We start from the raw sequence: 14,426 nt of genomic DNA, 5'->3' as shown, positions 1-14,426 counted from the left end.
AATGCCTGTACGGCATCCTTGATATGACAAATTACAATCATCTTTAGAGAAGTGAAGTTACCTTGCGGCCATCTAATTGGATTTTGGCTTGAGCCAGCCTGCCAACTACCTCTGGATATAGCTGACGTTCCACGGATTGAATAGCTGCGGATAGGGATTCCGCTGTGTCATGGTCTTGTACCTCCACGACACGTTGGGCAATAATTGCTCCCGTATCCATCCCACCGTCCACAAAATGAACGGTGACCCCGCTGACCTTGACCCCATAGGCCAATGCCTGTCCAACAGCGTCTTTCCCTGGAAATGCAGGAAGTAGCGAAGGATGAATATTGATGATTTTACCCGCGTAGGCATCTACCATGACGCTAGATAGCAAACGCATGTAGCCTGCTAACACGACGAGATCAATGGATTTCTGCTCCAGCAGAGCAACCAATTCACGCTCATAATCTTCGCGGGAAGCATATTCCTTGGGTCGAAACGTGTGACACACAATGTCGGCTTTCTGAGCTCTGGCTACAGCAGGAGCCGCAGGCTTGTCACAGATCAGCAGTTCTATCGTTGCCCCGCCCAGTTCATCTCGTGCAGCCGCATCCACCAATGACTGAAAATTCGTTCCTTCACCTGATGCAAAAACAGCAATCCTGTACTCGTTCATTACACCTCGGCTCCCGTAAAGGTCACGATAGAACTGCCTTCCGTTACTTTTCCGATCACATAAGCAGCTTCGCCCTGTTCTTTCAGAACTTCCAGCGCAGCCTGCGCGTGCTCAGCGTCCACAACGACAATCATTCCAATCCCCATATTAAAGGTTGTGAACATGTCTTTGTTGGAGATTGCGCCTTTTTCCTGCATGAGCTGGAAGATCGGCAGAATCGGCCAAGCGCCGTATTCTATATCCACATTAACGTGATCTGGCAGCACTCTTGGAATATTTTCGATAAAACCGCCGCCTGTGATATGCGCCATGCCTTTTACTTTTACCTTGTCCAGCAATGCCAAAACGGATTTTACATAGATTTTCGTAGGCTCCAGCAATACATCGCCCAGCTTGCCGTCTAAGCCTTCAATTTCATCATGCAGACTGTACCCCTGCTGTTCCAATAACAGCTTGCGAACCAGTGAGAAGCCATTGCTGTGTACTCCGCTGGAGGCAAGTCCGATAACCGTATCTCCAGGGGCAATGGAGCTGCCATTAATGATCTTGCTTTTATCTACAATGCCGACCGTGAATCCAGCAATATCATATTCACCATCACTGTACATTCCTGGCATTTCTGCGGTTTCACCGCCAACCAGCGCACAACCCGACTGATGGCAGCCCTCAGCGATCCCGGCAACAATAGCTTCGATTTTCTCGGGTATAACCTTGTCACAAGCAAGGTAGTCGAGAAAAAAGAGCGGTTCCGCGCCCCCGACGACAATATCGTTCACACACATCGCAACCGCATCAATACCAATGGTGTCATGACGATCCATTGCGAAAGCAAGCTTTAGCTTCGTGCCGACTCCATCCGTACCGGAAACGAGTACGGGCTCCTCGTATTTATCCTTATTCAGGCCGAACAACGCACCGAATCCGCCTAAATCCGTCAGCACTTCGGGACGGAAGGTACGTTTGACGTGCTTTTTCATCCGTTCTACTGCTTCATTACCGGCAGCGATATCTACCCCTGCGTTTTTGTATGCTTCGGACATTCATGAACACTCCTTCAAATGATTGACCCTCCTAAGTCCTCCCTAATAGGGAGGATTCCATGGGGCTGCTCCCCCTGGACCCCTCAAGAGTCGGTCAGATGCGTAGGATTGGGTGTTGCTTGGTGGTTGGTTCGTGCTAGGAGTCGCGTGTTTTCCGTTGTCATTTTTGCGGGTCCTTCCCGCAAATGACAAGGACACGCTTTGGTGCGTGGCCGCCTTTCGCAGCGGCGGCGGGGCACATCCCGGGCTGTTTGCTTCGCAAAGGCGGGGATGTGCCGGGCAAAGAAGTGAGCAGCGCCAACGGGCGGCTTACTTCTTTGCACCTTGAGGCAGGCAGCTTCGCTCTGCCTGCTGTACGGCTAGTCGCTTAGCGCGCACTGGCTACTAAACTGCTAAGTGAACAGGTGGCTTTCTTGAGCCACCTGCCCCTTTAAAAACTCATGGCATGAAATAATTATGCCATGAGTTTTTAACTACCTTACCTCTTCCCCGTGGGAACAAAAGAGGAACATGCATTGCTGCAATAAGAATGCACATCTGCGGAACGGAGCGGGTGGAAGGATTCTGGAGAAGCGAAGCGTTCGCCTTTGCCGCTGGATTCCAACCCTGTAAAGGGTTATTTTAACCCAGGAATCCAGCGGCAACAGCGATCGGAAGAACCTTCCACACGCGGAGTGCTCCCCTCAGAACCGCCATCCCCATACCCACCATGCACTGCTGCACCTCTTTTGTTCCTTCTACTAACAACTACATCCGAACTTTTCTTCGCCTTTGAAATCCACTTGAGTCGGATAATCATTATCGAAGCAGGCCAGGCACAAGCCGCCTTTGTAATCCTCTTCGTTATACCCGCCTACAGCGGCGATCAAGCCCTCGGCACTCATAAAATAGAGCGAATCGGCGTTAATCTCCTGACGGATTTCCTCAACTGTTTTGGACGACGCGATCAGTTCCCGGCGATCCGGCGTGTCGATACCGTAGAAGCACGGGTTTTTGAAGGGCGGCGAGGTAATACGTACATGTACCTCTAGCGCCCCCGCATCCCGTAGCATATTCACGATTCGACGGGACGTAGTACCCCGGACGATAGAGTCGTCGATCATGATGACCCGTTTACCTTCGACAACGCGGCGTACAGCGCTCAGCTTCATTTTCACACCCTGCTCGCGTAGCTCCTGGCTCGGCTGAATGAAGGTACGTCCAGTGTATTTATTTTTAATCATGCCCAGCTCATAAGGAATACCTGTCTGCTCTGCATAACCAATCGCCGCAGAAATACTGGAATCCGGTACCCCAGTAACCAAATCGGCATCGACAAAAGCTTCCAACGCCATCTGGCTCCCCATCCGTTTGCGTGCGGCATGAAGATTGGCTCCGTTCAGGTCGCTGTCCGGACGGGCAAAATAAATATATTCCATCGCGCACAGTGCTTTACGGTGCTTGCCTTCACTGTAACGGTCCTCGTGCAGTCCGTTTTTATCCAGCACTAGCAGTTCACCTGGCTCGATATCGCGCAACAGCTCTGCTCCAATCGTTTCCAAAGCACACGTTTCGGAAGCAAACAAATATGCGTCTCCCAATCTGCCCATCGTCAATGGACGCAAGCCATTGGGATCGGAAGCAACCAACAGCTTGTCGTTGGTCATAATGAGAAAAGCAAACCCGCCGACAATACGCTTCAATGCATCCTTGGCCGCTTCCACCAAATCTTTGGACGACCGGGCGATTAGATGCGCAACGACCTCGGTATCGCTTGTCGTTTGAAAAATAGAACCGCCCTGCTCCAGCTCATGCCGGATTTGCAAGGCATTCACGATATTGCCGTTTGTCGCTACTGCCAGATCGCCATCACGATATTTGAAAACCAAGGGCTGCGCATTCGTCAGCTTACTGTCTCCACTTGTTGAGTAGCGCACATGCCCTATGGCAATGTCGCCTGTCAGCGAAGCCATCAAATCTTTATTGAACACTTCCTTAACAAGACCCATTCCACGATGATAATGGAACTCGTCGCCACTGCTCACACAGATGCCCGCGCTTTCTTCTCCGCGATGCTGGAGTGCGTGCAATCCGTAATATGCAAGGGAAGCAGCATCGGAGTGTCTATACACTCCGAACACGCCGCATTCCTCTTTTAATTTATCAAACAGCCCCTCTTTACCAGAGCCTTCATTATAATAATCTCCAGTCCACAACGTCCGTGCTGTTATTTCATCAGACATGGAATGACATCCTCCCAGATTTGCTTCAAACTGGCGACTGCCTCGTTCAAAGCGGGTTGTCCGTTCACCTCTACTGTCAATTGTGATCCTTCAACTTTTCCTAATACGGTAACTGGCACTCCCAAACCAAGCAGATGTGCTTCCAGCGCAGACGCTTGATCTGGCGATGCAGACAACAAAATGCGGGACTGACTTTCGCTAAACAAAGCATGGTCAGGACGCAAGGTCGTTTCTACGTTCACCTGTGCTCCCAATCCGCCACTAATCCCGGATTCCGCAAGCGCTACAGCCAATCCGCCCTCTGCCAAATCATGCGCAGATTGTACCAAGCCTGTTTGGATGGCGCTAAGCACCGCATTCAGCAGCTTTTTCTCCACGTTCAAATCCAGCTCAGGTGGACGTCCCTCAGATACACCGTGTACGACAGCCTGGAACTCACTGCCTCCCAGCTCAGCCTTCGTTTCTCCCACCAGGAAAATCACGTCACCTTCGGCCTTAAAGCCTTGTGTCGTAATATGATCCGTATCATGCACCAGACCTACCATGCCCACAACAGGCGTCGGATAGATGGAGCCTTTGGCATTTTCGTTGTACAAGCTGACATTGCCTCCGATAACAGGTGTATCCAGTACGCGGCAAGCTTCTGCCATCCCGTCCACGGCTTTTTCCATTTGCCAGAAAATATCCGGTTTCTCAGGGTTACCGAAGTTCAGGTTGTCCGTGATCGCTAGCGGTTCGCCGCCGGAGCATACAATATTACGTGCTGCTTCGCTGACCGCAATCCGTCCGCCTACCTCTGGGTCAAGGTATACATAACGTCCGTTACAATCTGTTGTCATAGCAAGTCCCTTGCGGGTTCCGCGCACCGTCACTACGGCTGCATCCGAGCCCGGACGAACGGCCGTGCTGGTGCGAACCATGTAATCATACTGCTCATATACCCATTTTTTACTGGCTACACTTGGCGAAGACAATACCTTTTTCAGTGCATCGTTCAAATCCGTCACTTCTGCATAACGCAGTGTGTCAATGCCAGCGTTTTGCTCATAATAAGCAGGAACTTCAGATGGCTTATCGTAAATCGGACACTCGTCCACCAGCGCTGTCACTGGCATGTCACCCACCACTTCATCATGATGGAACAAACGCAGACGCCCGTCATCCGTCACCTTGCCGACCTTGGCACAAATGACACCCCAACGCTCGAAAATTTCCAGCGCCTGTGCTTCATCCTTCGGTTCTACTACGAACAGCATGCGTTCCTGAGATTCAGACAGCATCATTTCATAAGGTGTCATACCCTCTTCACGCTGCGGTACCTGATCCAGATACAGCTCAAGGCCGTTGCCAGCCTTACTCGCCATTTCTGCACTGGAGCAAGTAAGTCCTGCCGCGCCCATATCCTGAATACCCAACACAATACCGCTGTCGATCAGCTCCAGACATGATTCCATGACCAGCTTCTCCATAAATGGATCACCTACCTGAACCGCGGTGCGATTCGCTTCGGATTCCTCGGTCAGCTCAACCGATGCGAAGGTCGCTCCGTGAATCCCGTCACGGCCTGTCGGCGGTCCCACATAAAACACCGGGTTACCGACCCCTTTAGCAACACCGCGCTGGATTTTATCATGGTCAATCAGTCCGACACACATCGCATTGACGAGTGGATTGCCTTCGTAACTTTCATCGAATACAACCTCGCCGCCTACCGTCGGAATACCGATACAGTTCCCATATCCCGCAATACCGGATACCACATGCTCGAACAAATACTTCACACGGTCGCTCTCCAGCTTGCCAAAACGCAAGGAGTTCAGCACCGCCACAGGTCTTGCGCCCATGGAGAAAATATCACGGATGATGCCGCCGACCCCTGTCGCTGCCCCCTGAAAAGGCTCCACAGCCGACGGATGGTTATGACTTTCGATTTTAAAGACAACCGCCTGGTTATCACCGATGTCTACAATCCCTGCGCCTTCACCCGGTCCCATCAGAACTCGCGGACCACTCGTTGGAAAACGACGCAGCAACGGCTTGGAGTTTTTGTAAGCACAATGCTCTGACCACATGACACTAAATACGCCAATCTCCGTATAGTTCGGCTGACGTCCCATGAATTCACAGATCAACGCATATTCGCTGTCCGACACACCCATCTGCTGATACAGTTTATGCTCGGCAACCTGCTCTGCCGTTGGTTCCTTAGCGGACACTTGCTGCGCCATGACGATCCCTCCAAGCGTTCAAAATAGATGTAAACATACGTTTGCCGTCATCCGTTCCAAGCAATGCGTCCACCGCGCGTTCCGGGTGAGGCATCATGCCCAGCACGTTTCCTTGCTCATTACAAATTCCTGCGATATCCGTTACGGAACCGTTAGGATTATCTTTATACGTAAATACGATCTGGTTATTCGCCTGCAAGCGAGCCAGCGTCTCATTATCACAGTAATAGTTGCCTTCACCGTGGGCGATCGGAATGACGATCTCTTCACCGGCAGCATAATCTTTTGTAAAAGGCGTTTCGTTATTCGCAACCTTCAACACCGTATCGTGGCAACGGAACTTCATCGACAAATTACGGCGTAAAGCACCCGGCAACAGCCCAGCCTCGGTCAAAATTTGAAAACCGTTGCAAATACCCAAAATGTATTTGCCCTCGGCAGCCGCTTTAGCTACTTCCTTCATCACCGGGGCAAACCGGGAAATCGCGCCGCAGCGCAGGTAATCCCCGTAGGAGAAACCTCCTGGAACAAGAATACAATCATAAGGCGACAGATCCGTCGCAGTATGCCAAACATAATCGACAGGTTCACCGACCGTGTCCTCTACCGCCTTATAGCAGTCAATATCACAGTTGGAGCCCGGAAAAACCAGAACTGCAAATTTCATGGAATCAGCCCTCCAGTTCGTAGCGGTAGTCTTCAATGACCGTGTTGGCCAACAGCTTTTCGCACATCTCGATGACGCGCTTTTCTGCACTCTCGCGGTCTGTTGTATCCAGATTCAATTCCATATACTTACCAATTCTGACGCTGTCCACTTCTCCGAAGCCCATAGAATGCAGTGCGCCTTGCACCGCAACCCCTTGCGGGTCCAAAACGCTTTGCTTAATTGTGACATAGACCGTTGCTTTAATCATGTTCCTTCAGTTCCTCCTCCGAATGGATGAATCCTATTGGTTGAATTATGAATACTATTTACTGTGCCGTCAGACGCCGCCAAATATCCGTATATCTTGCAGTCGTTTCTTCTACGACCTCAGCAGGCAATGGAGCGGGCTTGCTGTTCTTGTCCCAACCCGATGCAGCTAAATAGCTTCGCACCGGTTCCTTGTCCATGCTGTCAATCTCGACATCCAGCTCATACTCTTCCTGTGCCCAGAAACGGGATGCATCCGGGGTGAAAATTTCGTCAATCAAGATAACCTTTCCGTCAACAAGACCAAACTCAAACTTGCAATCCGCTAAAATAATTCCCCGCTTCTCACAGAAAGCACGCGCAAACTCGTACAACGCCAGGCTTTTTTCCTCAAGCTCATCTGTCAGCCGGGCCCCAACCAGCTCTTTCATCTGATGAAGGGAAATGTCCTCGTCGTGTCCGACATCATTTTTCGCAGCAGGTGTAAATAAAGGCTTGGGAAAACGCTCATTTTTACGTAGTCCCTTCGGCAATGGAATACCGTTCACCTCACCGTTCTGCTCATACTGACGCCAGCCGCCTCCGGTAATATATCCGCGCACCACACACTCAATATCGATGCGTTCGGCCTTCAGCGTGACCATGATCCGGTCTTTCAGCAATTCTTTATTCTGTTCGTCGATCACATGCCCGAGCTTGTTCACATCGGTATGCACAACATGGTTCTCCAACAAATCCTTCGTCTGTTCAAACCAGAAAGCACTGAGCTTATTCAGCACATTCCCCTTTTCGGGCACGGGTGGCTCCAAAACGTAATCAAAAGCCGAAATCCGGTCCGTCACGACAATCAGAAAATGCTCTCCGAGATCATACAGCTCACGCACCTTGCCTTTGTACAAGAGCGGCGCATGGATCAGACCCTCGGCGGTAGACAATGACATTTCATTACACCTCTTTCAAAAGAGTATTCCCCTCCTAAATCCTCCCCTCGGGGAGGACCCCCAGGGTTGCTCCCCTCGGGACTCCCGCAAGAGTTGGCGTAGTGAGCAGCGGATGGTGCGGGTTATTGGAATTTTGGGTGGGACGAGCGCGTTCCGCTGGATTAAGGCTTGTTGGCACAAGCTTTAATCCAGCAACGCTTTTACGTTGGTGCAGAGCGCCGTTTTTACGTAATCGCAACGTATTAACGCTTCCAAGTCCAAGCGGCAAGTTATATGCCGCTTACGGCTCGACCTTGGCTTGGCGGCTTGCATATCGCCTAGCCCTCGGCCTATGGCCGTGCTCGGCACGTCATGCCGCCGAGCATTCAGGCTTCGCCTGTCGTGCGCATGTGCTACGCTGCGCACTTACGCGGTGGCTCAAGGCTTCGCTTCTTGAGCCTTGCGCGTTCCTGGGAGGACTGCGGACTGTTTGCTACGCAAATTCGGAAGCCATCCCAAGAACGGTTGCTTGCGATAGAAAAGCAGTGAAACACGCTTTTCCATCGCTCTTTGGGTCGGTGCGGCATCTTACTGTGCCGCACCTTCCCCTAGTTCTGCTCCCACACGAAGGTTGGTGCTGGGTGCAGCGGAGCGGACGGAATCGTTCTGGAGAAGCGTTAGCGCTTGCCTTTGCCCCTGGATTCCAACCTTTACGGGTTTAATTCCAATCACAGGAATCCAGGGGCAACAGCAATCGGAAGAATGATCCGTTCGCGCAGTGGCCTCACCAAGCGCCAACCTTCCCTCCTACTCCCCTAATCCCAGCTTTTTAAAGATCGTATCTACGTTTTTCAGATGCCATGCCGGGTTGAAAGCATCCTCAATTTCGTCCGCGTTGAGCACAGCGGTAATTTCCGGAGTCGCCTCGACGATTTCACGGAATTGACGTTGCTCTTCCCATGCCTGCATAGCACGCGGCTGTACGGTATCATAGGCTTTTTCACGGCTAAAGCCCTTGTCGATCAGCTTCGTCATAATACGACCAGAGAACGGTACACCATACGTACGCGCCATATTGCGCTTCATATTTTCAGGGAAGACCGTCAGGTTCTTCACGATATTGCCAAAACGGTTCAGCATGTAGTTCAACAGCATTGTTGCATCCGGCAAAATGATACGTTCCACGGAAGAATGCGAAATGTCCCGCTCATGCCACAGTGTTACGTTCTCATACGCGGATACCATATGCCCGCGAATCACACGCGCCAGACCGGAAATATTTTCACTGCCGATAGGATTGCGTTTATGCGGCATCGCGGAAGATCCTTTTTGGCCCTTTGCGAAGGCTTCTTCCACCTCACGGAATTCACTCTTTTGCAGGGCGCGGACTTCGGTTGCAAATTTATCCAACGACGTGGCTACCAGTGCCAATGTCGCCATATATTCGGCATGACGATCACGTTGGAGCGTTTGAGTGGAGATTGGCGCAGGCTTGGTTCCCAGCTTGCGGCACACAAACTCCTCTACCGCTGGATCAATGTTAGCGTACGTTCCGACTGCGCCAGACATTTTACCGTACTCTACTTGGTCAGCCGCAAAGCGGAAACGTTCCAGATTGCGCTTCATTTCCTCGTACCACAAAGCCATTTTCAGACCAAATGTTGTCGGCTCGGCATGTACCCCGTGTGTACGACCCATCATCGGCGTATGCTTGTAAGCCAGTGCTTTTTCCTTCAAAATTTCAATAAAATTTAAGATATCGCGCTCCAGAATTTCATTCGCCTGCTTCAACAGGTAGCCCAGTGCGGTATCTACCACATCCGTGGAGGTCAGGCCGTAATGCACCCATTTGCGCTCGTCGCCAAGGCTTTCGGACACCGTGCGGGTAAAAGCAATGACATCATGTCTTGTTTCCTGTTCAATCTCATAGATCCGGTCGATATCAAAGCTTGCGTTCTTACGCAGTGCCACAGTATCCTCTTTTGGAATAACGCCCAATTCTGCCCAAGCTTCACAGGCACACAATTCTACTTCCAGCCATGCTTTAAATTTATTTTCTTCCGTCCAAATGGCTCTCATTTCCGGTCTGCTATAGCGTTCGATCATAACTATTTATTCCCCCAAATATTGGTTTGTTCAATCCATTCCAGCGCTTGTTCCGCATCCTGGCACAGTAGATTCATATGTCCCATCTTTCGGCCTGGTTTGGCTTCACTTTTTCCATATAAATGCAGCTTGGGTACAACATCCAATCTTTCAGCTTCGGTATCCACCTGCACGAACCGCTGAATCACATCCTCCAAATGCTCACCTAACACATTGACCATAACGACCGGAGTCAGCAGCTTCGTGCTTCCCAGCGGCAAGCCGCAAATGGCACGTATATGCTGCTCAAATTGCGACGTTGCGCATCCCTCCATCGTATAATGACCGGAGTTATGCGGCCTCGGGGCCAACTCATTGACGTACAATTGTCCGGCTTCGGTAACGAACATCTCTACAGCGAGCAGCCCCACCGCACCCAACGATTCCGCCACAGCCAAAGCCAGCTTGCGTGCTTCCTCCTGCACGGATTGTGGCACGCGCGCGGGTACAATCGACGTGTGCAAAATGTTGTTCACATGAATGTTTTCCGCAGGTGGGAAGGCTTTGGCTTCCCCGTTCGTGCTGCGTGCAACGATTACCGAGATTTCGCAGCGAAAACGAATGAACTGTTCCAGCACCAGTTCCGCACCGCTATCAGCCAGACCTTCGTAGGCAGCTACGGCTTCCTCAAGTTGGCGAATGACCACCTGTCCCTTACCATCATAACCGCCGACGGCTGTCTTGAGCACACATGGCACGCCCAGTTCAGCTACCGCTTGAACCATATCGACAGCGCTGCCGATTTCACGATACGGTGCGACCGGAACGCCAGCGGCTTCAATGGAGCGTTTTTCCCGTAACCGATGCTGTGTTGTGTACAACAAACGGCTACCCTGCGGCACACTTGATTCCTGTTCCAAAAGTGCGGCTACACCCGCATCCACATTTTCAAACTCATACGTAATCACGTCGCACCGTCGGGCCAACTCTCTGGCCGCATGCTCATCATCATAGGCAGCGAAAATCTGTTCCGACACCTGCCCACATGGACTGTCTGGTGTCGGGTCCAGCGTCACAAAACGGTATCCCATCTTTGCTCCAGCCAGTACCAGCATTCTTCCAAGCTGTCCGCCCCCCAAAAGTCCAATTGTTGTACCGGGAGGTCGGACAAAGCCTGCAGGTTCACATGCCTCATTCATAGCGAGTCACTGCCTTCCAGCACCTCATCACGGATACGATCGCGTCTTGTCTCAACCCGCTGGCGCACTTTTTCATCAAAAGCACCCAATATTTGTGCTGCCAGCAGCCCTGCATTCGTAGCACCTGCTTTACCGATTGCCACAGTAGCGACCGGAATGCCTCCCGGCATCTGCACAATGGAGAGCAGAGAGTCCAGACCATTCAGCGTCTTCGACTGGACAGGCACACCGATGACTGGTAATGCCGTCTTGGCGGCTACCATACCCGGTAAATGCGCCGCGCCGCCCGCGCCGGCAATAATGACCTTCAAGCCGCGCCCGGCAGCTTCCTCTGCAAAACGGAACATCAAATCCGGTGTGCGATGGGCTGAGACTACCTTTTTCTCATATACGATTTCAAGCTCGTCCAGCACAGCACATGCATGCTGCATGGTGTCCCAGTCCGATGTGCTGCCCATAATGACAGCGACCTGCACTGACATGTCCTTCACTCCCTGTTTATCAATAAGCGCCAAAAATCCGGCACTCGAAAATAACGTTATTTTCAAGACACCGGACTACGAAAAACAAACGACAAAGCCTCTCAAGGGCATGCCAAAGGCAAGCCTGTTTCACCGCAACAAATGCGGCTTCAGCCGTATGTCTCCCGTAGTCCGGAAATTTAAGGTTTCCAGGTAGAAACTTCCGGGCCATATCCCCGGCATTATACGAGTCATCATTTTGCCTACTCGACCTTTAAAGATATTCTTTACAACTTTGAAGTCTGTTTCAGCTCAAACATGTGTACCTTATTCAATCTTACCTAAAGTTCTTTTTTATCGACAATACACTTCATAGTTTAACAATTCCCTACACCTTATGTCAACTTGAAAACGAACATTATTAAAATCATCCAATTGAATGTTCGTGTTTGACAAAACACAAACCCTTTTCTACCCGCAAGCCGGGACAATAGCTATACATTTAGCCGACTCTTTGCCTCAGACTGCCATCATAGACTGGCTCTATGCTCCACCAAAAAATAAAAGCCGGTACTTCCTGTGTAGGCAGTAATCCGACTTTTATTCCTTCTATTCTGTTACTTCACGACCAGCACAGGAATACGCGCATGCTGCACCACATTATGACTGACGCTGCCTAGCACAAATTCACGAATACCACCCAAACCACGGCTGCCGATCACAATCACATCGAAGCCATTTTCATTCGCATAATCCAAAATAACTTCAGCCGGCGAGCCCTGAATCAGCTCCACCTTGGCGTCAATGCCCTGATCAGCAAGCCGTTTTTTGACCTCATCCGTGGTTTGCTCCGCCAAATCGTAATATTCTTTATTCACCGAAGCTGGAATCGGAGCCAAACCTTCACCCATGAAAATACGCGGAAAATCAAACGCCGTTACAACCTCAAGCTTTGAGGATGGTGAAGCCTTGGCTAATTCAGCCGCCTTCAGCAAAGCCTTATTGGATGCCTCGGAACCGTCATAAGCAAGCAATATTTTCGAAAATAACATACATATGCACCTCTTCCTATTCAGTTTGTTAAAACAAAGCCTGAAATATGTATTCCCTTGGGCGTTCATACATTCACATTGCCGGACGCTATAGCATAGAGCCGCCTTAGTCATCATTAAACATCCCCATGAGACCTAAACCACAGCTTTACCGTAAAAAATACCCGTACAGCAATGCATTAACGAACAGCAACGCAGGAATACCCAGTCTGAAACTCATATGCCGCGTTTTGTGCCGTTTGCGGTACATTGCAATCAGCACGCCCAATGCTCCTCCGATCAGGGCCAGCAAAAACAGCGTCCGTTCGGGTACACGATCACGGTGCTTACGCGCCCTCTTTTTGTCTTCCGACATTACCAGATAGCCTACTGCGTTTATAAACAGCAGCCATACCAACAAGCCTGTCTGCAATGTCTTCCCTCCTTTTGCACACCGTACCGAGTTCAGGCATTAGTCCTTTATAGCCCTCTCCCCTTTCATTATAACTCTCCCCCTTTTGCAGAAACAACGCTTTCTCCTGACTGGAATTCCACTTTTGCGGATATAGTAACGTTTGACTGCATCTATTTCGTTTTCAAAGGAGGGACTACGATGGAAAGCACCCATGAATACGTCGAAAAGTTGAGAGAAAATGCTAAAAAGGCAGAACGCAACCGTAAAAGAGGAAAAGGAACTCCCAGCGCTAGCTTGCCAACCAAACAACATACCAACAACCCTTAATTGCAGGCACCCTGCTGTATAAGCTGTAAAGTTGAAGCCTTGTTATTCACGAACCAGATACATTGCCTTCTGTAGCTTCTGCAAAACAACAAGCAGGCTCCCTTTGAGGTGTCTGCTTGTTGTAATTTCGATGCTCACTTCCATCCTGTCGCAGTAATTTCTCCTCCCAGTCTTCTACCCAGACCGTCTGGAAGCTTCCCCGTATGCTGCAGCCAGTCCCCAAGCAGCTGCGGTCGTCGTCACGTTTGCCCAAACTACCCACCGTCCAGTATAAACAACTCAGTCCCAAGCTCCCTCCAGCCGAAGCAATTTCTTTAATCCGGTCCGCATTAAAATCAAATACGTGGCTTCCCAGTTATTAATCAGCACCGGACGAACCTGATCACGAAATCCTCCTCTTGACAGTCTTGTTCAATATAAGCGATGATAGGTGCGCGACATATCACACAATTCTTCCCAGGAACGAACTAGTACAGCTCCCGGCGTCTGGAAAGACTCGCCCTACCCCATGAACCAGACACAATTGCAGCATACCGTAATCACCGTCACGAAAATCCATATTACTGCTCAAAGCCCATCGGAGCGTTACATTTGAACTGCCTATATTTTCAAAACGCACAGAACGAGTGATAGCATCTGATTCATTGAATACTATATATTGTAGAACGGCCGGAAGACCGGTCAATTTCGGTTTCCCCTGTGTAATCGTATGACTTACATAAAGTTAACTCCCTCTATCATCCCTAATAAAACTCTATACAAAATCAAATAAAAAGTAATAGCTATCATCTTACTACACATCTTATACAAACAATAAAACGATTACATTCATAAAAAATAAGTTATTACGTTATATTATATGACATATATATTGACTAAAAACAATTTCAGCCTCTATAATTCGTTACATTAACGTAATTCGAC

At 50.1% G+C, this 14,426-nt stretch carries 16 protein-coding genes and 1 riboswitch; of the genes, 2 read left to right on the top strand and 14 right to left on the bottom strand.

The window, feature by feature from the left end; all coding sequences use genetic code 11:
- Nucleotides 1-43 precede the first annotated feature (43 nt).
- Together purN and purM are read right to left on the bottom strand one after the other, a co-directional pair.
- The gene (gene purN, locus NST83_RS03960) at nucleotides 44-658 is read right to left on the bottom strand and encodes a phosphoribosylglycinamide formyltransferase (RefSeq protein ID WP_342416642.1); all 615 of its coding nucleotides are present in this window, start codon (nucleotides 656-658) and stop codon (nucleotides 44-46) included.
- Entirely contained in the window at nucleotides 658-1,698 is a 1,041-nt protein-coding gene (gene purM, locus NST83_RS03955) for a phosphoribosylformylglycinamidine cyclo-ligase (protein ID WP_342416641.1), read from the bottom strand. The genes purN and purM overlap by 1 nt, the downstream gene beginning before the upstream one ends.
- Nucleotides 1,699-1,883: 185 nt before the next feature.
- On the opposite strand from purM, the gene NST83_RS03950 reads away from it, so the two are divergent.
- The gene (locus NST83_RS03950) at nucleotides 1,884-2,069 is read left to right on the top strand and encodes a hypothetical protein (RefSeq protein ID WP_342416640.1); all 186 of its coding nucleotides are present in this window, start codon (nucleotides 1,884-1,886) and stop codon (nucleotides 2,067-2,069) included.
- 369 nt (nucleotides 2,070-2,438) lie between these two features.
- Here NST83_RS03950 and purF read toward each other — a convergent pair whose 3' ends face one another.
- The 11 genes from purF to NST83_RS03895 form a co-directional block, all read right to left on the bottom strand.
- The gene (purF, locus tag NST83_RS03945) at nucleotides 2,439-3,920 is read right to left on the bottom strand and encodes an amidophosphoribosyltransferase (protein ID WP_342416639.1); all 1,482 of its coding nucleotides are present in this window, start codon (nucleotides 3,918-3,920) and stop codon (nucleotides 2,439-2,441) included.
- Nucleotides 3,905-6,148: a phosphoribosylformylglycinamidine synthase subunit PurL gene (gene purL / locus NST83_RS03940; protein WP_342416638.1), complete on the bottom strand. Its 2,244-nt coding sequence runs from the start codon at nucleotides 6,146-6,148 to the stop codon at nucleotides 3,905-3,907. Before purL ends, purF begins: the two co-directional genes overlap by 16 nt.
- Nucleotides 6,126-6,815 carry a phosphoribosylformylglycinamidine synthase subunit PurQ gene (gene purQ / locus NST83_RS03935; RefSeq protein WP_342416637.1) on the bottom strand — a complete coding sequence of 230 codons (690 nt, stop codon included), beginning with the start codon at nucleotides 6,813-6,815 and terminating at the stop codon, nucleotides 6,126-6,128. The genes purL and purQ overlap by 23 nt, the downstream gene beginning before the upstream one ends.
- Nucleotides 6,816-6,819: 4 nt before the next feature.
- Entirely contained in the window at nucleotides 6,820-7,065 is a 246-nt protein-coding gene (gene purS / locus NST83_RS03930; protein WP_014279841.1) for a phosphoribosylformylglycinamidine synthase subunit PurS, read from the bottom strand.
- A 58-nt stretch (nucleotides 7,066-7,123) separates the two neighbouring features.
- Complete coding sequence (locus NST83_RS03925; protein ID WP_342416636.1) at nucleotides 7,124-8,005, bottom strand: phosphoribosylaminoimidazolesuccinocarboxamide synthase; 882 nt, start codon at nucleotides 8,003-8,005, stop codon at nucleotides 7,124-7,126.
- 567 nt (nucleotides 8,006-8,572) lie between these two features.
- Nucleotides 8,573-8,782, bottom strand: a complete 210-nt coding sequence (locus tag NST83_RS03920; RefSeq protein WP_342416635.1) for a hypothetical protein — start codon at nucleotides 8,780-8,782, stop codon at nucleotides 8,573-8,575.
- Nucleotides 8,783-8,791: 9 nt separating this feature from the next.
- Nucleotides 8,792-10,090 carry an adenylosuccinate lyase gene (gene purB / locus NST83_RS03915; protein ID WP_342416634.1) on the bottom strand — a complete coding sequence of 433 codons (1,299 nt, stop codon included), beginning with the start codon at nucleotides 10,088-10,090 and terminating at the stop codon, nucleotides 8,792-8,794.
- A 2-nt stretch (nucleotides 10,091-10,092) separates the two neighbouring features.
- The gene (gene purK / locus NST83_RS03910; protein WP_342416633.1) at nucleotides 10,093-11,268 is read right to left on the bottom strand and encodes a 5-(carboxyamino)imidazole ribonucleotide synthase; all 1,176 of its coding nucleotides are present in this window, start codon (nucleotides 11,266-11,268) and stop codon (nucleotides 10,093-10,095) included.
- Entirely contained in the window at nucleotides 11,265-11,750 is a 486-nt protein-coding gene (gene purE, locus NST83_RS03905; protein WP_342416632.1) for a 5-(carboxyamino)imidazole ribonucleotide mutase, read from the bottom strand. The genes purK and purE overlap by 4 nt, the downstream gene beginning before the upstream one ends.
- Nucleotides 11,751-11,897: 147 nt before the next feature.
- Nucleotides 11,898-11,999, bottom strand: a riboswitch (purine riboswitch).
- A 347-nt stretch (nucleotides 12,000-12,346) separates the two neighbouring features.
- A complete protein-coding gene (locus NST83_RS03900; RefSeq protein ID WP_149096206.1) occupies nucleotides 12,347-12,781 on the bottom strand; it encodes a universal stress protein in 435 nt (144 codons plus the stop codon).
- 148 nt (nucleotides 12,782-12,929) lie between these two features.
- Complete coding sequence (locus NST83_RS03895; protein ID WP_044647005.1) at nucleotides 12,930-13,193, bottom strand: DUF1294 domain-containing protein; 264 nt, start codon at nucleotides 13,191-13,193, stop codon at nucleotides 12,930-12,932.
- 180 nt (nucleotides 13,194-13,373) lie between these two features.
- Between NST83_RS03895 and NST83_RS03890 the strand changes: the two genes are divergently transcribed.
- Nucleotides 13,374-13,502 carry a DUF4023 family protein gene (locus tag NST83_RS03890; RefSeq protein ID WP_023987044.1) on the top strand — a complete coding sequence of 43 codons (129 nt, stop codon included), beginning with the start codon at nucleotides 13,374-13,376 and terminating at the stop codon, nucleotides 13,500-13,502.
- A gap of 46 nt (nucleotides 13,503-13,548) precedes the next feature.
- Here the strand turns inward: NST83_RS03890 and NST83_RS03885 are convergent, their stop codons facing one another.
- Nucleotides 13,549-13,791: a hypothetical protein gene (locus NST83_RS03885; RefSeq protein ID WP_342416631.1), complete on the bottom strand. Its 243-nt coding sequence runs from the start codon at nucleotides 13,789-13,791 to the stop codon at nucleotides 13,549-13,551.
- Between the last annotated feature and the right edge of the window lie 635 nt (nucleotides 13,792-14,426).

The organism is Paenibacillus sp. FSL R10-2782 (assembly GCF_038592985.1).
GTDB lineage: Bacteria > Bacillota > Bacilli > Paenibacillales > Paenibacillaceae > Paenibacillus > Paenibacillus terrae_C.
Note: the sequence above shows the minus strand (reverse complement) of the source record. Positions and strands in the feature narration are given on the sequence as shown.